At 65.4% G+C, this 18,070-nt stretch carries 19 protein-coding genes; 7 read left to right on the top strand and 12 right to left on the bottom strand.

What is annotated here, in order from left to right:
- Positions 1 to 45: 45 nt before the first annotated feature.
- Complete coding sequence (locus BN60_RS27025) at positions 46 to 474, bottom strand: CBS domain-containing protein (RefSeq protein ID WP_020699318.1); 429 nt, start codon at positions 472 to 474, stop codon at positions 46 to 48.
- A gap of 80 nt (positions 475 to 554) precedes the next feature.
- Between BN60_RS27025 and queC the strand changes: the two genes are divergently transcribed.
- Positions 555 to 1,268: a 7-cyano-7-deazaguanine synthase QueC gene (gene queC / locus BN60_RS27020; protein ID WP_020699317.1), complete on the top strand. Its 714-nt coding sequence runs from the start codon at positions 555 to 557 to the stop codon at positions 1,266 to 1,268.
- Between the two features lie 2 nt (positions 1,269 to 1,270).
- Here queC and BN60_RS27015 read toward each other — a convergent pair whose 3' ends face one another.
- Positions 1,271 to 1,786, bottom strand: a complete 516-nt coding sequence (locus BN60_RS27015) for a DUF4142 domain-containing protein (protein WP_020699316.1) — start codon at positions 1,784 to 1,786, stop codon at positions 1,271 to 1,273.
- A gap of 98 nt (positions 1,787 to 1,884) precedes the next feature.
- Here BN60_RS27015 and BN60_RS27010 point away from each other — a divergent pair, with 98 nt between their 5' ends.
- The 3 genes from BN60_RS27010 (at position 1,885) to BN60_RS29295 (ending at position 3,827) form a co-directional block, all read left to right on the top strand.
- Positions 1,885 to 2,451, top strand: coding sequence for a VUT family protein (locus tag BN60_RS27010; RefSeq protein WP_020699315.1), 567 nt, complete (start codon positions 1,885 to 1,887; stop codon positions 2,449 to 2,451).
- Positions 2,448 to 2,894: a protein tyrosine phosphatase family protein gene (locus tag BN60_RS27005; protein WP_051150196.1), complete on the top strand. Its 447-nt coding sequence runs from the start codon at positions 2,448 to 2,450 to the stop codon at positions 2,892 to 2,894. The genes BN60_RS27010 and BN60_RS27005 overlap by 4 nt, the downstream gene beginning before the upstream one ends.
- Positions 2,895 to 2,996: 102 nt before the next feature.
- The gene (locus tag BN60_RS29295) at positions 2,997 to 3,827 is read left to right on the top strand and encodes a universal stress protein (RefSeq protein WP_020699313.1); all 831 of its coding nucleotides are present in this window, start codon (positions 2,997 to 2,999) and stop codon (positions 3,825 to 3,827) included.
- Between the two features lie 19 nt (positions 3,828 to 3,846).
- On the opposite strand, the gene BN60_RS26995 is transcribed toward BN60_RS29295, so the two are convergent.
- From BN60_RS26995 to BN60_RS30625, 5 genes are read right to left on the bottom strand one after another with little or no spacing between them, the layout of a single operon-like run.
- Positions 3,847 to 4,311 carry an SRPBCC domain-containing protein gene (locus BN60_RS26995; protein WP_020699312.1) on the bottom strand — a complete coding sequence of 155 codons (465 nt, stop codon included), beginning with the start codon at positions 4,309 to 4,311 and terminating at the stop codon, positions 3,847 to 3,849.
- Positions 4,308 to 4,781, bottom strand: a complete 474-nt coding sequence (locus tag BN60_RS26990) for an SRPBCC family protein (protein ID WP_020699311.1) — start codon at positions 4,779 to 4,781, stop codon at positions 4,308 to 4,310. The genes BN60_RS26995 and BN60_RS26990 overlap by 4 nt, the downstream gene beginning before the upstream one ends.
- A gap of 11 nt (positions 4,782 to 4,792) precedes the next feature.
- The gene (locus tag BN60_RS26985; RefSeq protein WP_020699310.1) at positions 4,793 to 5,263 is read right to left on the bottom strand and encodes an SRPBCC family protein; all 471 of its coding nucleotides are present in this window, start codon (positions 5,261 to 5,263) and stop codon (positions 4,793 to 4,795) included.
- A complete protein-coding gene (locus tag BN60_RS26980) occupies positions 5,260 to 5,661 on the bottom strand; it encodes an ArsR/SmtB family transcription factor (RefSeq protein WP_020699309.1) in 402 nt (133 codons plus the stop codon). Before BN60_RS26980 ends, BN60_RS26985 begins: the two co-directional genes overlap by 4 nt.
- Before the next feature lie 51 nt (positions 5,662 to 5,712).
- A complete protein-coding gene (locus tag BN60_RS30625) occupies positions 5,713 to 7,158 on the bottom strand; it encodes a tetratricopeptide repeat protein (RefSeq protein ID WP_020699308.1) in 1,446 nt (481 codons plus the stop codon).
- Positions 7,159 to 7,284: 126 nt separating this feature from the next.
- On the opposite strand from BN60_RS30625, the gene BN60_RS26970 reads away from it, so the two are divergent.
- The gene (locus BN60_RS26970) at positions 7,285 to 8,418 is read left to right on the top strand and encodes an efflux RND transporter periplasmic adaptor subunit (RefSeq protein ID WP_043284370.1); all 1,134 of its coding nucleotides are present in this window, start codon (positions 7,285 to 7,287) and stop codon (positions 8,416 to 8,418) included.
- 18 nt (positions 8,419 to 8,436) lie between these two features.
- Positions 8,437 to 11,562 (top strand): efflux RND transporter permease subunit, encoded by a 3,126-nt coding sequence (locus tag BN60_RS26965; protein WP_020699306.1) that lies wholly within the window; start codon positions 8,437 to 8,439, stop codon positions 11,560 to 11,562.
- Between the two features lie 83 nt (positions 11,563 to 11,645).
- On the opposite strand, the gene katG is transcribed toward BN60_RS26965, so the two are convergent.
- Both katG and BN60_RS26955 read right to left on the bottom strand, forming a co-directional pair.
- Positions 11,646 to 13,832: a catalase/peroxidase HPI gene (gene katG, locus BN60_RS26960; RefSeq protein WP_043286962.1), complete on the bottom strand. Its 2,187-nt coding sequence runs from the start codon at positions 13,830 to 13,832 to the stop codon at positions 11,646 to 11,648.
- Positions 13,833 to 13,991: 159 nt separating this feature from the next.
- Positions 13,992 to 15,458: a flavin-containing monooxygenase gene (locus BN60_RS26955; protein ID WP_020699304.1), complete on the bottom strand. Its 1,467-nt coding sequence runs from the start codon at positions 15,456 to 15,458 to the stop codon at positions 13,992 to 13,994.
- A gap of 151 nt (positions 15,459 to 15,609) precedes the next feature.
- Between BN60_RS26955 and BN60_RS26950 the strand changes: the two genes are divergently transcribed.
- Positions 15,610 to 16,146, top strand: coding sequence for a hypothetical protein (locus BN60_RS26950; protein WP_020699303.1), 537 nt, complete (start codon positions 15,610 to 15,612; stop codon positions 16,144 to 16,146).
- Positions 16,147 to 16,174: 28 nt separating this feature from the next.
- Here the strand turns inward: BN60_RS26950 and BN60_RS26945 are convergent, their stop codons facing one another.
- From BN60_RS26945 to BN60_RS26935, 3 genes are read right to left on the bottom strand one after another with little or no spacing between them, the layout of a single operon-like run.
- Positions 16,175 to 16,783 (bottom strand): pyridoxamine 5'-phosphate oxidase family protein, encoded by a 609-nt coding sequence (locus BN60_RS26945; protein WP_043284367.1) that lies wholly within the window; start codon positions 16,781 to 16,783, stop codon positions 16,175 to 16,177.
- A complete protein-coding gene (locus tag BN60_RS26940; RefSeq protein ID WP_020699301.1) occupies positions 16,776 to 17,324 on the bottom strand; it encodes a VOC family protein in 549 nt (182 codons plus the stop codon). The genes BN60_RS26945 and BN60_RS26940 overlap by 8 nt, the downstream gene beginning before the upstream one ends.
- A gap of 9 nt (positions 17,325 to 17,333) precedes the next feature.
- The gene (locus tag BN60_RS26935) at positions 17,334 to 18,020 is read right to left on the bottom strand and encodes an RraA family protein (protein WP_020699300.1); all 687 of its coding nucleotides are present in this window, start codon (positions 18,018 to 18,020) and stop codon (positions 17,334 to 17,336) included.
- Positions 18,021 to 18,070: the final 50 nt, after the last annotated feature.

The following is an 18,070-nucleotide window of genomic DNA, read 5'->3' as shown; positions in this document are numbered from 1 at the left end:
CCGGCGGACCCTAGCGGAGAAAGACTTGAAATTTAAGCGACGCCTTCAGCCGGCGACGATATAGGCCTTGAGCGCCTCGGTTTCGTGCCTGGTCTCTTCCAGGCGCGCCTTCACCACGTCGCCGATCGAGATCACGCCAAGCAGTTCGCCATGGCGCACCACGGGAAGGTGGCGGAAGCGGCCGCGAGTCATCAACTCCATGACGCGGTCGATCGAATCGTCGGGATCGCAAGTCACCACGTCGCGCGTCATGACGTGGCGCGCTTCGAGTTCCATTGCCGCCGCACCGTGACTGGCGAAGGCGCGCACCAGATCGCGCTCGGAGACAATTCCGGCAACCGCTTCGTCGTCGAGTACCAGAACCGAACCGATTCGCCGAAGGCTGAGCTGCTGGGCCACTTGTCCGACAGAGGTTGCCGGCGTGACCGTATGCACGAGGCCGCCCTTTTGGGACAGGATATCGGAGACGAACATCGTTCCCCCTCTCTGACCGATGGTCTTCAAACAAGGCAACGCGGTAGCGCGAAGAGAGGTTGCGGGCCATAAGACCTCACATGAACGACGCTCGATCGGCCCTCGTCCTTTTCTCCGGCGGCCAGGATTCCACCACGTGTCTGGCCTGGGCGCTAGAGCGATTTGCGCATGTCGAGACAGTGGCTTTCGACTATCGCCAGCGCCACAGAATCGAGCTCGATCAACGACTTGTTGTGCTGGAAGAGGTTCGCCGCAGCTTTCCCCAATGGGCGGGCAAGCTCGGCCAGGACCATTTCATCGACATGGCGGTTCTCGGCCAGATCAGCGAGACGTCCCTCACCCGCGATGTCGCCTTCGCCATGGAGAAGGATGGCCTGCCCAACAGCTTCGTGCCGGGCCGCAACCTGCTGTTCTTCACCTTCGCCGCTGCCGTGGCGTGGCGGCGCGAGATCCGCAATCTCGTGGGCGGCATGTGCGAGACCGATTTCTCGGGCTATCCGGATTGCCGCGACAACACGGTGAAGGCGTTGCAGGTCGCGCTCAATCTCGGCATGGACCGCAGCTTCGTGCTGCACACGCCTTTGATGTGGCTGGACAAGGCCGAGACCTGGGGCCTGGCCCAAGAGCTGGGCGGATCAACGCTCGTCGGTTTGATCCTGGAGCACACGCATACCTGCTACGACAGCGTACGCGGCCCCAGGAACGACTGGGGCTATGGCTGCGGCAAATGCCCCGCCTGCGCACTGCGCAAGCGGGGCTTCGAAGCCTACAGAGAGGGCAGGTCTTCGCTTTAGGTTCAACGGCCGGCCGCGATGCGGCGGGCATACTCCAGATACTCGACCGACTTCGGCTGCATCCGCTGGGCGTAGCGGCGCAAGGCGCCGTTGTCACCGTTCTGGGAATAGGCGCCGTACTGATCGTGGGCTTGCGTCTGAATGGCAAGCTGGGCATTGGCATAGGCCGTGTCGAACTCCGCCCCCGTCAGCGAGTTCAGGCGCTGTATGATGGCGACCGTATTCGGCGGATTGGAGGGGTCCGGGGCGTAGGAAACGCCGGCTTCGGCACGGGCCTTGACCAGGAACTGCGCAGCCTCGGTATGCTCATCCACCATGCGCGAGGCATAGCCACGGATAAGCTCGTTGGTCGACTTGGCAAGTGCCAGGCGGCCGGAGGCGATCTCGAAATCGTTGACGGTCTGGCAGAAGCCGACGAACCGGGCGTCCGGCAGGGCGTCGACCGCGAGAACCGCCGTCGCATGGGCTGCGACCGGCACGGCAGCCAGAGCGAATAGGACGGAGCGGCGAGCGAGCATGTGAATCTCCATGGTGTGCGCAATAGTATGCGCGTGCAGAAAACGCCTGCCAAATGGGCGAGTTCCCTCCCTGCGCCAGACCTGCTAGGAGCGCCGGCATGAGTCCCGTCGCCCGGCGCAAGATCGAAGCCTTGGCCTATTTCTTGGGCTTCATCGCCTGTATCCCCCTCGCCAACTGGATGATCGGCCATGTCGGCACGGTCTGCATCCCTCAAGGTCCGTGCCTGGTGCCGGTGGCGCCGTGGGGCCCCGATGGTCACGCGCTGATGGCGCCATCGGGCGTGTTGATGATCGGCCTGGCGCTGGTCCTGCGCGACATGGTGCAGCGCCGCCTCGGCCGCGGCGTGGCGCTGATCGCCATCGTCGCCGGAGCCGCGCTCTCAGGCGCGATCGCGCCGCCTCAGCTCCTGGTCGCGTCGGCGACTGCGTTCCTGCTGTCGGAGCTTGCCGACTTCGCCGTCTACACACCCCTGCAGTCGCGAGGCCTCGTGCTGGCCGTGCTGGCCAGCAGCATCGTCGGCCTGGTGGCCGACAGCATTCTTTTCCTGTGGCTGGCCTTCGGCAGCCTCGACTATCTCGCGGGCCAGATCGTCGGCAAGCTCTGGATGGTGCTGCTGGCGCTGCCGTTCATTCACTGGATCCGCAAGCGCGAGCTCGCGGCATGAGCCTTTCCCTGCCCATGGCCGACGACCGTGTCGCCCTCACCGGCCAGCTCGCGCCGGCCGACATGCAGGAGCTTGCCGCAGCGGGTTTCGTCGTGGTGATCAACAACCGGCCCGATCGCGAGGCGATCTTCGGCCAGCCGCGAACCGCCGATCTCGACAAGGCCGCCACGGCGGCCGGGCTGAAGTTCCTCGACCTGCCCTTCTCCGGACCGCGCGCCACTCCCGATCAGGTTCGCGCCTTCGCCGACCTGCTGGCGGAGGGCGACGGCAAGATCGCGGCCTTCTGCAAGAGCGGCATGCGCTCGGCCCTGCTCTGGGGCGCAGCATCGCTCGCCAATGGACGTTCCCTCGATGAAGTGCTCGCCGGCGCGCGCAGGGCTGGCCAGGAACTAGGCGGCGCCGCCGAGATCATGACCGCCCTCGCCCAGGCAGCGCGGCGCTAGACAGCCGCGTTGGCGAGCCGCCGATCGAAAGGTTCGGCTTGCACCGCGCCCGGCATCGCTCCTTAATCGCGCGTCCTTAAAGTGGTGGTCTGGGGGAATTTCATGTTCAAGTCGATTCTGGCCGTGTCCGAAGGCGGTCCCGATGCTGCAATGTCGTTCCGGCTGGCCAGCCGGGTGGCCGGCATCTTCGACGGTACGGTCGACGCGTTGCATTTGCCCGTGGGTCCCGCCGGTGGCGCGGTCGGCGGTCTCGCGATGAGCGGCGAGGCGATGCCCCTGATCATGAACCTCGACGACGAGCGCCTTGAAGCCCGCGCCAAGGAATCCGAGCGCGTCTACAAGGAGCTGCTCGGTGCCAACAAGGGCTCCACCTACACCGCCGCGCAGACAGCGACGCTCGACACGCTGGTCGCCATGGGCCGGTGCTCGGACCTGCTGGTGCTCGGCCGCCCAGGTTCCGATCCGGAGAACGTGGCCCCGGCCACCGTCGAGGCTGCGATCCATGAATGCGCCCGTGCCGTCATGATTGCGCCCCCGAATGCCGGTGAGGGCGGTTTCGGCTCGATCATCGTGGCGTGGAACGGCAGCTTTCAGGCGGCGCGCGCCGTCGAATACTCTCTGCCGTTCCTGCAGAAGGCTTCGAGCATCACCATACTGGTGGTCGGCTCCAAGGCGGACGATGTCGGCGCTTCCTATCTCGCCCGCAACCTCGGCCGTCACGGCATCACCACGACAATCGACGCGATCGATCCCGGCGCCGTCTCGGGCCGCGCCCGTGGCCGTGCCCTGCTCGACTACACGCACGGCAAGGGTGCCGACCTCGTGGTGATGGGCGCCTATGGCCGCGGCCAGGTCATGAGCTTCCTCGGCATGGGCGGCGCCACCGGCAAGGTGATTTCGTCCTGCCGCGTGCCGCTGCTGATGGCGCACTGATTCCGCAAGACAGCCGGGCTCAGAGGCCGAGCCCGATCTTGTCCAGCATCGAAGAGAGACCTTCCTCGCGGTTGATCGCGTTGTCGCGACCGTCGAGGAAGGCGATTTGTTCCGTCAGCACAAGGCGCGTGCGACCGGCTGACGGCGAGAATTCGACGGTCGTCAGAGAAACCGAAATCCTCTCCCCGCCGCTCGTCATCCCGTAGGCGTAGACGATGCGCCGCTCGGGAACGATATCGACATAACGGGTCTCGGCGACGAACCGCGGATCATCCTGAGGCCCGAAGCGCTTCACCTCGTACCCGCCCTCTCGAAAATCGAACGTCTGCTCGGCGATGATCCAACGACCAGGCACGTCCCACTTGGCGCGCGCTGCGGGTTCGGCCCAGGCGGCGAAAACCCGCGCAGGAGCGGCCTTGTAGACACGCTCCAGGCAGATCGTGCCGTGTTCGACGGAACGAACCGGGGAAGCCGCAGTCGTCACGCCGCTTGCGCCTTGCGTTCGAGCGCGGCTGCGAGATTGTCGAACAGGGCGCCTGTGCCTTCCTCACGGGCGGCAAGATGATCGTGGCCGTCGAGAAAGACGATCTGCTCGGTATAGACGAGCCTGGTGCCCTTGCCGTCGGCTTTGAATTCGGTCGTGCCCAGCGACACGCTGATGCGCGTCTCGTCCATGTGCATCTCGTAGCTCATCACGATGCGCTCGTTCGGCACGATGTCCTGATAGAGGCCGTTGAAGTAGTGCACCGGCTGGCCCGGCGGGCCGCCGCTTACGCTCTCGCGGCCGCCTTCACGGAAGTCGAGCTTGTGGTCCGAGCGCTCCCAATCCTCCGGTCCGACGAACCACTTCGCCTTGGATTTGGCATCAGAGTAGGCCCGGAACACCTTCTCCCGCGACGAGGGAAAGTGCCGCTCGATGGTGAAGGTCGCATGGACGGTCGATCGCTTGGTCATGATGCTCTCCTTCAGGCAGCTTCGGCGTGCCGCAGCATGCGTTCGAGATTGTCGAGGCCGATCCGGGTGCCTTCCTCGCGGCCGGCGATGTCGTCATAGCCGTCGAGGAACACGCCCTGCTCGGTGAAGCGCATGCGCGTGCCGCCGGCTTCGGCGAGGAATTCGATGGTCGACAGCGAGACGGAGATGCGCCGTGCGTCGAGATGCATGTCGTAGGAGAAGATGATCCGCTCGTCCGGCACGATGTCCCAGTAGACCGCTTCGAAGATGTGGCGCGTGCCGCCGGCCGGGCCGGTGATGGCGCGCTCGCGGCCGCCAACCCTGAAATCGAGTTCATGCAGTTGGGGTTTCCAGGCTTCGTCGCAATAGGCCCATCGCGCCTTGGCCTCGACGCTCGCCCAGGCGGCGAAGACGCGGGCCGGCTTGGCCGGATAGTGGCGCTCGATGGTGAAGGTGGCGGGAATGGCGGATCGTTCGATCATGTCTTCTTCCTCTGGCGCCGGATGCCCGGTGCGGCTGATGACGTTGAGGGGCCGTCACCGGCTTCCGTCTCGGCGAGAAACGCGCCCAGGCGGTCGAACCGGCGTTCCCAACTCGCGCGCCGCTCGCTCAGCCACCGCTCGGCCGCCGTGAACATCTGCGGCTCGATCCGGCAGGTCCGGACGCGGCCGACTTTCTGCGAACGGACCAGGCCGCTCGTCTCCAGAACCGCGAGATGCTGCACAACCGCCGACAGAGTCATGTCCAGCGGCCGGGCCAGTTCGCTGACCGAGGCCGGGCCCTGGCTCAGCCGCTCGACCATCACCCGCCGGGTCGGATCGGCCAGGGCCTGAAAGGCAAGATCGAGAGGGGCCGGCATCGCCGCCTGATAGTTAAGCATTCACTTAAGTATCAGGATTGGCAGAAGCCAGCAAGAGCTCCGGGCTTTTTGTTATGGGCAGGCGCCGGCGGCTTGGGTCATGACCTGCGCGTCGCTGCAGGCGGAGCAGGCATTGCTGTAGGTCTGTCGGCTGCCGTCACGGCGTGTACCGCAGGCCGGCCGGTAATCCTGCGTGCACATCTGCGGCCGGGGATCGGCGCAAGGGCCGCCGGCGACCGGCATGGACTCGGGCGCGAGTTCGCCGCGGGTCAGGCGAAACAGGAAGGGTTGCGGGCGATATTCGCTCAGCACGCCGAGCATGGCGATCTTGGAACCGACCGCCGGCAGCGGGCTGAGCGGCCGCGCCATGACGATCTCGAGTTCCACGACGCTATCCTTCTGCGCCTCTTCGGTAATCGCGGCTTCGATGCGGTCGGGATTTGCGGCGAGTACTTTCAGCGGCACCTTGAGTCGCCCGCCCGCCTGCTGTTTGTCGTTGATTGCCTTCCACACTTTCTCGGCCGCCGCCTTGTTGGCAGGGCTGAAGTCGCGATGACGGAGCACCAGCGCCCATTCGGCGAACGAGAGTGACGCCGGATCGTTGTCCTCGAGAAGCTGCAGAGCCTGCTCCGGCGGCGTCATGGCGCGCGGGATCGACTTCTTGAAATTCTCCGGCGGCGCCTTCTCGCCAGCGACGACACGCTGGACGATCTGGTTCCAGCCCTGCTCGTTGCCGCGGTAGGTACGATAGCGCGAACGGACGTAGCGGTCGATGTCCTGCGCCGCCGAGTCGTTCTTCGCCGCCTTGGCAATCGCGATCGCGCGCGCCCCGTACCAGAAGCCCAGCGCATCGACCGGCATGTCCTCGAGTTGCGATACCGAGAACTGGTAGACGTCCTGCAGATTCGTGGGATCGGCCGCAACGGCCAGACGATAATACTTGCGCGCCTTCTCGTAGTCCTTGGCCTGCAGGGCGGCAAAACCCAGCACGCCATTGAACACCCCGGCGATCTGTTCCTTCACACGCTCAAAGCCCGCATCGTCGAGCAGCGGCGGCTTCTGCCATTTCGGCAGCACGGCAAGACCGCGTTCGGCGGCAGCAACCGCCGGCGCCAGCGCCGCAGTCTCGCCACCCGAGGCCTTGAGGCGGCCGACATAGGCGCTGTTGGCCAACGCGCGGACATTGTCGGGGTCGATCTGGAGGAGTTTCACGCCCAGCACATCGGCCTTGGCTGGCTGGCCGGCGGCATGCCAGGCAGCGATGGCCTGCTCGTAGGCGTCTATGCGCAGGACGCTGCCCGGATACCAGGCGATGAACACTTCCATCGCCGTGGCGCGCCTTGACGGATCCTGGGTGTTCAGAGCCGTCATGTAGCTGTCGTACTCGGCGGGATTGCCGAAATTGCCGCGCTGCATCTGGCCTTGCTGCGCCGGTGCGGGCGTTTGCGCTGCCACGTCGAAAGACGCCGTGGTGCACGCCGCTACGAGCGCAACAGCCAACCAATGCAACAACGCCATTCCTTGCTCCTCTTCCTTCACGCATCGTGATAGCGCCACGGCAACGCCGGGCCCGGGGAAATACCGTGACCCTCCAGTTGAATTAAGGCAGTGTTTGGACGTTAGGTTCGAGTGAGGGCGAAGACAATGAAAGACCGACGTTCAACGGCCTGGATGCTGGCCGTAACGGGCCTCGTGGTTGCCTTCTCCACGATAGCGTCGGCACAACAAACCGCACCGCCGCCGGCCGTCCTGGTGGAGGCCGCAGCCGAACGTCCGATCGCCGACCAGGCCGAATTCATCGGCCGCGCTGCCGCCGTCGACAAGGTCGAGCTGCGTGCACGGGTAAAGGGCTTCCTCGGTCCCCGCAAGTTCAGCGACGGTGACCAAGTTAAGGCCGGCCAGGTGGTCTTCACCATCGAGCCCGAGACCTACCAGGCCGCGGTCGACCAGAAGATCGCCCAGCGGGACGCAGCGACCGCGGCCCTGACCAATGCGGATCTGGCCCTGCGGCGCGCTTCCGAGCTGCTGCGGACCAATACCGGAACGCAGGCGACCTACGATCAGCGGCTCTCCGAGCAGCTCCAGGCCAAGGCCCAGCTCGAGGACGCCAAGGCCCAGCTCCGCGACGCCGAGATCCAGCTTTCCTACACCCAGATCAAATCGCCGATCGACGGCCGCATCGGCCGTGCCGCCTTCTCTCCCGGCAACCTCGTCAGCCCCGATTCCGGCGTGCTGGCCACGGTGGTCAGCGAGCACCCGATCCGCGTGCTCTTCCCCGTGACCCAGCGGGAACTGCTCGATGCCCGGCGTGGCGCCGGCCCCGCCGGCGGCGCAAGCGGCGAAGGAATCGTGGCTCTGCTCAGGCTGGCCGACGGCAGCCTGTACGCCGGCAAGGGCAAGATCGACTTCCTCGACGTCACCGTCGATCCCAAGACCGACACTCAGCTGGCCCGCGCCACCTTCGATAACAAGGAGGGCCTCCTGACCGATGGCCAGACCGTCCGCGTGATCATCGAGGGCGAGAAGCCGCCGATGGCACTTGCTGTACCGCAGGCCGCAATCGCGCAGGACCAAGGCGGTGCCTACTTGTTCGTGGTGAACGACAAGAACGTCGCCGAGCAGCGGCGAGTGAAGACCGGCGTGTCGCGCGACGGCCTGGTCGCCATCACCGACGGCCTCAAGGCCGGCGAAAAGGTGATCGTGCAAGGTCAGCAGCGGGTGCGGCCGGGCATGACGGTCAATCCGAGCCCCGCGCCGCCAACGGCCCAGAAACAGTAAGCCGAGAGACGCCACATCATGACGATCTCGTCGCTGTTCATCCGCCGCCCACGGCTGGCTTTCGTCATCTCGACGGTCATCAGCATCGCCGGCGCCATTGCGCTCACGGCGCTGCCGGTGGCGCAGTTTCCCGACATCGTGCCGCCGCAGGTCACCGTCAACGCCACCTACCCCGGCGCCTCCGCGCAGGCGGTCGAGGAGAGCGTCGCCCAGGTCATCGAGGCCCAGGTCAACGGCGTGGAGCGCATGCTCTACATGAAATCGACCTCGGGCGGCGACGGCAGCTACCAACTCACGGTCAGCTTCGAGGTCGGTTCCAACCCGGACCTCAATACCGTCAACGTCACCAACCGGGTGAACCAAGGCATCGCCCTGCTGCCGCCGGAAGTCCAGCGCAACGGCGTCACCACGCGCAAGCAATCCTCGGCGCTGCTGCAGGTCATCGCCATCCATTCGCCCAAGGGCAGCCGCGACGGCCTGTTCCTGTCCAATTTCGCAACCATCAACCTGCTCGACACGCTGCGCCGCGTGCCGGGCGTCGGCAATGCCTCCCTGTTCGGTGCGCTCGACTACTCCATGCGCGTCTGGCTGAACATGGAACGGCTGGCGAGCCTCAACATCACCCCCGACGACGTGGTGAAGGCGGTCCAGGCGCAGAACGTGCAGGCCGCGGTCGGCCTGGTCGGCGCCGCGCCGCTGATGAACGATGTCGACTTCCAGCTCAACATCACCACCCAGGGCCGCCTCACCACGGTCGAAGAGTTCGAGAATATCGTGGTGCGCGCCCAGGCCGACGGTGCGCTGGTACGGGTCAAGGACGTCGCCCGCGTCGAGCTGGGCGCCAAGAACAGCGATTCGGTCGGCCGCTACAACGGCCAACCGGCCTCGGGCATCCAGATCTTCCAGCTCCCCGGCGCCAACGCGCTCGCCACCGCCGAGGGCGTCCGGAAGGCGATGAAGGAGCTGGAGCCGCGCTTCCCCGACGATGTCGCCTACGACGTGATGTACGACACGACCGTGTTCGTGAAGGCCACCATCGAAAGCGTCATCCACACGCTGATCGAAGCCTTCGTGCTGGTCGCCATCGTGGTCTTCATCTTCCTGGGCAACCTGCGGGCCACCATCATTCCGATTGTCGCCGTGCCGGTGGCCCTGATCGGCACTTTCGCCGTCATGCTGGCCTTCGGCTTCTCGGCCAACACCATTTCGCTGCTGGCGTTAGTGCTGGCGATCGGCATCGTGGTCGACGACGCCATCGTCGTGGTCGAAGCGGTCGAGCACATATTGGAGCACGAACCCAACCTTACGGTGGCCGAGGCGACCGAGAAGGCCATGGGGCAGGTCACCGGCCCGATCATCGCCATCACCCTGGTGCTGCTCTCGGTCTTCATTCCGACCGCCTTCATTCCCGGCATCGCCGGCCAGCTCTATTCGCAGTTCGCCGTCGCCGTCTCGGTCTCGATGGTGATCTCGGCGATCAACGCGCTGACGCTGTCGCCGGCCCTTTGTTCGCTGGTCCTGCGCCACAAGAAGAAGCCGACAGGCGTCATCGCCTGGATGCAGAACGGCATCGACAGGACGCGCGATGGCTATGTCCGCATCGTCACGCCACTGGCGCGGCGCGGCATCGTGGCCCTGTTGCTGGTGGGCGGCTTCGTGGTCGCGACCGGCGGCATCGGCTCGATGGTCCCCTCGGGCTTCCTGCCCGACGAGGACCAGGGAGCCTTCATGGCCGAGATCCAGCTGCCCGACGCCGCCTCGACCAACCGCACCTTGGGCGCCGTCGACCAGGTCGAGAAGACGATCCAGGGCAAGCCCTGGCTGCAGAGCGTATTTACCGTCTCGGGCTACAGCCTGCTCGACGGGCTGGCGCTTCCCAACCGCGCACTGGTGGTCGTCGCCCTCAAGCCCTTCGACCAGCGCAAGGACGCCAACCTCTCGGTGTTCAGCGCCCTCAAGGAGCTGAACATCGCCTTCAGCCAGATCGCGGCCGCCAACGTCTTCGCCTTCAACCTGCCGCCGATCATGGGGTTGGGCAATTCCTCGGGCTTCGAGTTTCAGCTCCAGACGCTCACCGGCGCACCGCCGACCGAGCTGGCTGCCGTCGCGCGCGGCATGATGGTCGCGGCTCAGCAGGTACCGGAACTCGCCAGCGTGTTCACGACCTACGGGGCCTCGACGCCGCAGATCAATCTCAAGCTCGACCGCGAACGCGCCCAGGCTCTCGGAGTCAGCATCGCCGACATCTTCTCGGCTCTGCAGACCTCGATGGGCGGCACCTATACCAACGACTTCAACCTGTTCGGCCGTACCTGGCAGGTAAAGGTCCAGGCCGAGGCATCGGATCGAAAGACGGTGAACGACGTGTTTCGTGTGCGCGTGCGCTCGGCCAGCGGCGAACTGGTGCCGCTGCAGGCCGTCGCCAACGTCGAGATGGTGACGGCGCCGTCCTCGATCGTGCGCTACAACAATCTGCGTTCGGTGACGCTGAACGGCGCCCCAGCTCCCGGCTACTCGTCTGGCCAGGCGATCGCCGCCATGGAGAAGCTCGCGAAGGCCACCCTGCCCACAGGCTATGGCTATGAATGGACAGGTACCGCGCTGCAGGAGAAGGCCGCCAGCGGCCAGACCGGCTTCATCCTGGGTCTGGCCGTGGTGTTCGCCTACCTCTTCCTGGTGGGCCTCTACGAAAGCACCGCCATCCCGGTCGCCGCCCTGCTGTCGGTGACGGTCGGCCTGTTCGGCGCGATGACGGCCCTGCTCCTGGCCGGCCTCGATAACAACATCTACGCCCAGATCGGCATCGTCGTGCTGATCGCGCTGGCCGCCAAGAACGCCATCCTGATCATCGAGTTCGCCATGGCCGAGCGCGAGAAAGGGGTGGATGTCGTGACGGCGGCCACCACGGCGGCAGGCTTGCGCTTCCGTGCGGTGATGATGACGTCATTCGCCTTCATCCTGGGCCTCGTGCCGCTGGTGATCGCGTCCGGCGCCGGTGCCGCCACGCAGCGTGCCGTCGGCACGGCCGTGTTCGGCGGCATGATCGCCGCCGCCTGCCTCGGCATTTTCGTGATCCCCGGTCTCTACGTCGCCTTCCAGCGCGGCCGCGAGAAGATCAAGGGGATGATGGGCGCGCAGCGCTAGGGAGCATCGCCGTTCCTGGCTTGAGGGTTGTCCGTCGGAGGACAACCCCTCGCGCTGTACGTTCCGCCGATTTCTCCGGCAGATTAGTGGGCTTCGAAGCGATCCAGGTTCATGACCTTGGTCCACGCAGCCACGAAGTCCGTCACGAACTTCCGTCCGGAGTCCGCACAAGCATAGACTTCGGCAAGCGCCCGAAGCTGGGAATGGGAACCGAAGATCAGGTCGACGCGCGTGCCGGTCCACTTGATCTCGTTCGTCTTCCGGTCGCGCCCTTCGAACAACTCGGTCGAACCGGCGCTGGGCTGCCACTCGGTGCCCATGTCGAGGAGATTGACGAAGAAGTCGTTCGTTAGCGTCTCCGGCTTCTTGGTGAAGACACCATGCGCCGGCTGCCCGGCCTTCAGGACGCGCAAGCCGCCGACGAGCGCCGTCATCTCGGGCGCCGTCAGCGTGAGGAGCTGCGCCCGATCCACCAGCAATTCTTCGGCCGACAGGCGCGACTTGCCGTGAAGATAGTTGCGGAAGCCATCGGCGGTCGGTTCGAGTGGTGCGAAGGAGTGGACATCCGTCTGCTCCTGCGAGGCATCGGTGCGTCCCGGCGTGAAGGGGACGGTCACATCGTGACCGGCGGCCTTCGCCGCCTTTTCGATTGCCGCACTGCCGGCCAGGACGATCAGATCGGCCAGGGAGATCTTTGCGCCGCCGAACGTCGAGCCGTTGAACGCCGCCCGAACAGCTTCCAGCTTTTCGAGGACGACGGCCAGCTGCGCCGGCCGGTTGACCGCCCAGTCTTTCTGCGGCGCAAGACGGATACGCGCGCCGTTGGCACCGCCGCGCTTGTCGGAGCCGCGGAAAGTCGACGCCGAGGCCCAGGCGGTCGAGACCAGTTCGGAAACGGAGAGGCCGGACGCAAGGATCTTGGCCTTCAGATCGACGATATCGCGATCTCCGACCAGCGGGTGGTCGACGGCAGGAATCGGGTCCTGCCAGATCAGCGTTTCCTTCGGGACGAGCGGCCCGAGGTAGCGCACGACCGGACCCATGTCGCGATGCGTCAGCTTGAACCAGGCCCGGGCAAAGGCGTCGGCAAACTCGGCCGGGTTCTCGAGGAAGCGGCGCGAGATCTTCTCGTAGGCCGGATCGACCCGCAGCGAGAGATCGGTCGTCAGCATCGACGGGGGATGCCGCTTCGAGGGATCGAACGCATCCGGGACCGTGCCGGCACCGGCGCCGCCCTTCGGCGTCCACTGATGCGCACCGGCCGGGCTCTTCGTCAGCTCCCATTCATGACCGAACAGATTCTCGAAGAAGTGATTGCTCCACCTGGTCGGTGTCTGGCTCCAGGTGACTTCGAGGCCGCTGGTGATCGCGTCTCGGCCCTTGCCTGTGCCGTACTTGCTCTTCCAGCCGAGGCCCTGCTGCTCGATCGGTGCGCCCTCCGGCTCCGGACCGACCAGCGTGGCGTCGCCGGCGCCGTGCGTCTTGCCGAACGTATGGCCGCCGGCGATGAGGGCGACGGTCTCCTCGTCATTCATGGCCATGCGGGCAAAGGTCTCGCGGATGTCCCTGGCAGCCGCGAGAGGATCGGGCTTGCCGTTCGGACCTTCCGGGTTGACGTAGATAAGGCCCATCTGGACGGCGCCGAGAGGATTTTCCAGATCGCGATCGCCGGAATAACGCTCATCGGCCAGCCACTTGCCTTCGGGCCCCCAATAGATGTCCTGGTCGGGCTCCCAGGTGTCCACGCGTCCGCCGCCGAATCCGAATGTCTTGAAGCCCATTGATTCGAGCGCGACGTTGCCCGTCAGGATGATGAGGTCGGCCCAGGAGAGCTTCTGGCCGTATTTCTGCTTGATCGGCCAGAGCAGCCGGCGCGCCTTGTCGAGGTTCGCGTTGTCGGGCCAGCTGTTCACGGGGGCGAAGCGTTGCTGGCCCCGGCCGCCGCCGCCACGGCCATCGGCGATGCGGTAGGTGCCGGCACTGTGCCATGCCATGCGGATAAACAGACCGCCATAATGGCCGAAGTCGGCCGGCCACCAGTCTTGCGACTGGGTCATCAAGGCATGGAGGTCCTTGATCACAGCCTGGAGGTCGAGGCTCTTGAACTCCTTGGCGTAGTCGAACGCCTGCCCCAGTGGATTGGACAGGCTCGAGTGCTGGTGAAGCACCTGGAGGTTCAGCTGATTGGGCCACCAATCGCGGTTCGTGGCGCCGCCTTGCGCCTTGCTGAATGGACATGCACTCGCGGCATCATCAACATTCGTGTCCATCTTGGCCTCCATAGCGTCTGCGTGCAGGTGAACGTCAATATTGCTGCGTGGCGCGGACGGCCTTGATCTGGCGATCGGGCTTCGGCTCCGCTCGCGAACTATAGCGGGCACGACGCGCTCTGCCGCAAGCTTCTTTTGGAGGGAAGCTATCTCGACGCGTTAGCTGGACGTCGCCGCCTGCCTTGCGACCAGATCGAAATCGGCAAGATCGGGGGCGTGCATTTCGGCGCGGAAGCGGTCGAAGCTCCAGGGCCAGAGTGCCGGACTGCCGTTGCGGTCGAGGTACCAGCTCTTGCAGCCGGTCACCCAGACGGTGCCTTTCATGGCTTCGCGCAACGCCTCATTGAAACGCCGCGTGGCCGCCTGCGAAGGCGCCACGGCATGGCACTTGCCATCCAGAACCAAGCCGACGAGCTGCAGGACGTAAGCGAGCTGCAGCTCGGAAATCAGGATCACCGAGAAGTTGCCGATCGGACTGTTGGGCCCCACCAGCATGAAGAAGTTCGGAAAGCCCGGTATGGCCACCGAGCGATAGGCCTCGTTGGCCTGGGCCCAGGCGTCGGCGAGCCTCAGCCCGCCCTCGCCGATCACGTCGATCGGACGCAGGAAGGCGTGGCCGTCGAAGCCGGTTGCCAGCACCAGCACATCGAGTTCGTGCAGGACGCCATCCTTGGTACGCACGCCTGACGCCTCGATCCGTTCGATACCCTCGGTGACCAGCTCGACATTCGGCTTCTGCATCGCCGGATAGAAGGTATCCGACATGATCAGCCGCTTGCAGGCCGCCCGGTAGTTGGGGGTCAGCCGCCGTCGCAGTTCGGGATCGCGCACGTTCTCTTCGAGATTGGTGCGGCAGGCGGTCTCGATCTTGTGCAACTCGTCCTGATCGCCGATCACGGCACGCGCGAACGTGTCGACGAAACGCGCCGACCAGAAATCGTAGGATTGCTGCAGGCTCTGCGGCGAGGCGAGATACATCGCCTTTTCGTCTTCGCTGTAGGGCGGATTGGCGAGCGGCAGAACCCATTGGGCGGTGCGCTGGAACAGCGTCAGCTTGGACACGCGATCGGCCAACGCCGGAACGATCTGGATCGCCGTAGAGCCCGTGCCGATGATGCCCACTCGCTTGCCGTCGAGTGGGATCGAATGATCCCAGCGCGCCGAGTGGAAGCAGGCGCCCTTGAAATCACCGAGCCCCGGAATGTCAGGAGTGGCGGGATGGTGCAGCACGCCGGTCGCCGCGATCACGAAATCGACGACGTCGGTGGCGCCGCCTTTGATTGCGAGATGCCAGCGGCCGTCGCGATACTCGGCACGCTCGATTTCGCTGTTGAAGCGGAAATATGGGTCGAGGCCATACTTCCTGGCCACGCCTTCGAAATATCCCTGGATCTCGGCACCGGGCGAGAAGCGATGCGACCAGTCGCCCTTCAGCTCGAAGGAATAGGCATAGACATGGCTCGGTACGTCGCACGACAGGCCAGGATAGGTATTGTCGCGCCAGGTGCCGCCCAGTCGCGCGGCCTTCTCGTAGATCGCGAAGTCCTCGATGCCGCGCTCCTTGAGCTTGATGGCCGTCAGGATGCCCGACATGCCGGCCCCGATGATCGCGAAACGCTTGCCCACTGCCGATCCTCCGCACTCAGTCCGAAAGAGACTGCCGACAAAGGCTGCCGCCGTCGACCGGCCAAGCCGCGATATGGAAGGCCGAGGCTGACAGCGATAGGCTGACCTCTGCCGCAAGGCGACGGCCGACTTTGCCCTGGAGACTTCGGACATGCGCTTTCTTTCCACCAGCCTTCTTGCAACCGCTGCCGCCCTGCTTTTGATCCCCGGCCTCGCCCATGCCGATCCGGCCTGCGAGCCTCTCCTCAAGGCCATGCGCGCCTTCTCCGAGCAGCCCAGCATCCGGCAGAGCACCTACGACAAGGACGCCCTCCTCATGCAGAGCATCTCGCTCAAGGACGCGATGTACGTCCGCGAAGGCGGCAATGGCCCCTGGCGGAAAGTGCCTTTCGACCTCGACAGGCGGAAGCAGATGGCCGAGCAGGCCTTGAAGAGCATGCCGCCGAGCGACTGCAGTGGACCGCGCGCCGAGACGCGCGATGGCATTGCGGTCAACATCTACTCGTACAAACAACCCAATCCGATGAAGCCCGGGGAATTCACCTCGAGCAGCCTGTGGATCGGTCGGGCGGACGGCCTGCCGCGCCGCATGGTGCTATCGGATACGTCGTACCAGTCGATCGAGTACGGCACGTTCGCCGCCCCCGAGAGCGTCGCGGAACCGCGAGAGCGTCGACCCTCTCGTTGAGCGCTGATGGACCAGACGAGATCAGGATCTAAGTGCCATTGGGCGTCTTCTGCCGGGGATGGATATAGTCCCTGAAGTCGTCGAAGCCCTTCCAGGCGGGCTCCGGCGGCGCATAGTTGGGCCGCGGCGCGTACTTGGACGCCTCCGCCGTTCCCGGTGTCACGATGTAGCGCGGGCAGTTGGGGAAGATCGCCCGGGCCTTCACCCGCACCAGGAGCTGCGCACCGGCAAAGCGCTGCATCAGCGGATCGTCGCGGCTCACGGTCGCCTCGCCGTTGACGCGTACCCGGCGCGGCTTCTCGCCCATGTCGATAAAGAGCAGACCGACATTCGGATTGGCCACGATATTGCCGAGGCTCTTGAACATGCCATTGCCGTCGTAGTCGGGAAAGGCGAGTTCGCCGGGGCCGATCACCTTCACGAAACCCGGCATGCCGCCCTTGAAGGAACAATCGGGCTGGCCGCGATCGTCCGAGGTTGCAAGGAAGAAGAACATCGCGCCTTCGATGAAGGCCCGGTCGCTCTCGGTGAATTCTGTATGGGTCAGCTTCTCGACCAGTCGGTCGGCAATGCGGCGGCTGTCGAACTGGTCCTGGAGGCGACGATTGCCGTCGTGGAACATCGTGCTTTCAACCATCGACGCGCGCCTTGAGATTGGCATCGTGCAGTGTCGTATCCTGGCCCGGCGGAGCCACGCGCACGGCGTCTTCGAGCGTCGCGGTCTGGCGCCACTCCTCGGCCGGCCGGGAACGGTCGTCGGAGCCGATCTGGTCAACGCCCCAGTAAAGTTCGAGGTGATGGCCGTCAGGATCGAGGAACTCGACGGAGACCTGGCAGCCGGCGCGGCGACGGCCTTCGTAGACCAGCTTCGCACCGTGCGCCTTGAGGTGATCGCGGGCGCGGAACACCTCATCGAGCGTCGCCAGTTCGAAAGCGAGATGGTGCAGGCTCTTCGGTCCCTCGCCTCCCTCGCCGCGGCCACCCACCAATGCCAGGCAGTGATGATCGCCATTGCACCGCAGGAAGACCATGCCACCCGGCATCATCGCGCCGGGATAGCTGTCCGACACCTTGAAGCCCAGCACCTCCGTGTAGAAGTGCCTGGAACGCTCCAGATCGGCGACATAGACGACGGCGTGACCGAGCTTCTGAACCTTGAACGGCAGACCTTGCGGCATGGACTCCTCCTAGAGGCGTAGCACCCGCGGCGATTTGAGCAACGCAGCCGCGCTCGCCGTCATCTTAGCACCACCCTTCACCGCCGCCTCGGCCTTCGTCTCGGCCGCGCGGACCTCGGCCAGCCGCTTGATGGTGGCGTCGAGGATGGCCTGCGGCACCACGACGACGCCATCGGCATCGCCCACGATGACATCGCCAGAACTTACCGGCACACCGCCGATCGTGACCGGCAGGCCGACGCTGCCCGGTCCGTTCTTGGCCGGCGAGTTGGGGACGATCCCGGCGCAGAAGAGCGGCAGGCCGGCCGCGACGATGCCGACGCGGTCGCGCGCCAGACCGTCAGTGACCAGGGCGGCAAGGCCGGCATTCTTCATCATGCCAGCCACCAGATCGCCGACCAGCGCGGTCAGCCGATAGGAATCGTTGGCGCACATGATGACGTCGCCCGGCCGGGCGATCTCCATGGCGCCGAACAGCGCAAGATTGTCGGCCGGATAAGCGTGGCAGGTCACCGCGACGCCCACGAACGAGGCGTTCTCCGGATCGCAGGGCTTGATGGTCCAGTCGAGTGCGCCGCGGCCATCCATGGCGTCGACGAGATGCGATGTCTGCGCGCCTTTCAGGGCCGCGACCTTGGCAGGATCGGGCCGGTGAAAGCCAGCCTTGATCGTGAGCAGCGGCGGATCGTCGAGCATGGGCTACCTTTCTGTCCTGGGCTCGGCCATCATGCGCCGAACGATACGGG

Origin of the sequence: Reyranella massiliensis 521 (genome assembly GCF_000312425.1) — a bacterium.
Taxonomy (GTDB): Bacteria; Pseudomonadota; Alphaproteobacteria; order Reyranellales; family Reyranellaceae; genus Reyranella; species Reyranella massiliensis.
Note: the sequence above shows the minus strand (reverse complement) of the source record. Positions and strands in the feature narration are given on the sequence as shown.

Coding starts and splice junctions, on each gene's coding strand:
- BN60_RS27010 (WP_020699315.1), top strand. CDS start 1,885: ATGAGTCCCGTCGCCCGGCGCAAGATCGAAGCCTTGGCCTATTTCTTG.
- BN60_RS27005 (WP_051150196.1), top strand. CDS start 2,448: ATGAGCCTTTCCCTGCCCATGGCCGACGACCGTGTCGCCCTCACCGGC.
- BN60_RS30625 (WP_020699308.1), bottom strand. CDS start 7,158: ATGGCGTTGTTGCATTGGTTGGCTGTTGCGCTCGTAGCGGCGTGCACC.
- BN60_RS26945 (WP_043284367.1), bottom strand. CDS start 16,783: ATGGTTGAAAGCACGATGTTCCACGACGGCAATCGTCGCCTCCAGGAC.
- BN60_RS29295 (WP_020699313.1), top strand. CDS start 2,997: ATGTTCAAGTCGATTCTGGCCGTGTCCGAAGGCGGTCCCGATGCTGCA.
- BN60_RS27025 (WP_020699318.1), bottom strand. CDS start 474: ATGTTCGTCTCCGATATCCTGTCCCAAAAGGGCGGCCTCGTGCATACG.
- katG (WP_043286962.1), bottom strand. CDS start 13,832: ATGGACACGAATGTTGATGATGCCGCGAGTGCATGTCCATTCAGCAAG.
- BN60_RS26990 (WP_020699311.1), bottom strand. CDS start 4,781: ATGACCAAGCGATCGACCGTCCATGCGACCTTCACCATCGAGCGGCAC.
- BN60_RS26985 (WP_020699310.1), bottom strand. CDS start 5,263: ATGATCGAACGATCCGCCATTCCCGCCACCTTCACCATCGAGCGCCAC.
- BN60_RS26940 (WP_020699301.1), bottom strand. CDS start 17,324: ATGCCGCAAGGTCTGCCGTTCAAGGTTCAGAAGCTCGGTCACGCCGTC.
- BN60_RS27015 (WP_020699316.1), bottom strand. CDS start 1,786: ATGCTCGCTCGCCGCTCCGTCCTATTCGCTCTGGCTGCCGTGCCGGTC.
- BN60_RS26980 (WP_020699309.1), bottom strand. CDS start 5,661: ATGCTTAACTATCAGGCGGCGATGCCGGCCCCTCTCGATCTTGCCTTT.
- BN60_RS26970 (WP_043284370.1), top strand. CDS start 7,285: ATGAAAGACCGACGTTCAACGGCCTGGATGCTGGCCGTAACGGGCCTC.
- BN60_RS26935 (WP_020699300.1), bottom strand. CDS start 18,020: ATGCTCGACGATCCGCCGCTGCTCACGATCAAGGCTGGCTTTCACCGG.
- queC (WP_020699317.1), top strand. CDS start 555: ATGAACGACGCTCGATCGGCCCTCGTCCTTTTCTCCGGCGGCCAGGAT.
- BN60_RS26965 (WP_020699306.1), top strand. CDS start 8,437: ATGACGATCTCGTCGCTGTTCATCCGCCGCCCACGGCTGGCTTTCGTC.
- BN60_RS26950 (WP_020699303.1), top strand. CDS start 15,610: ATGCGCTTTCTTTCCACCAGCCTTCTTGCAACCGCTGCCGCCCTGCTT.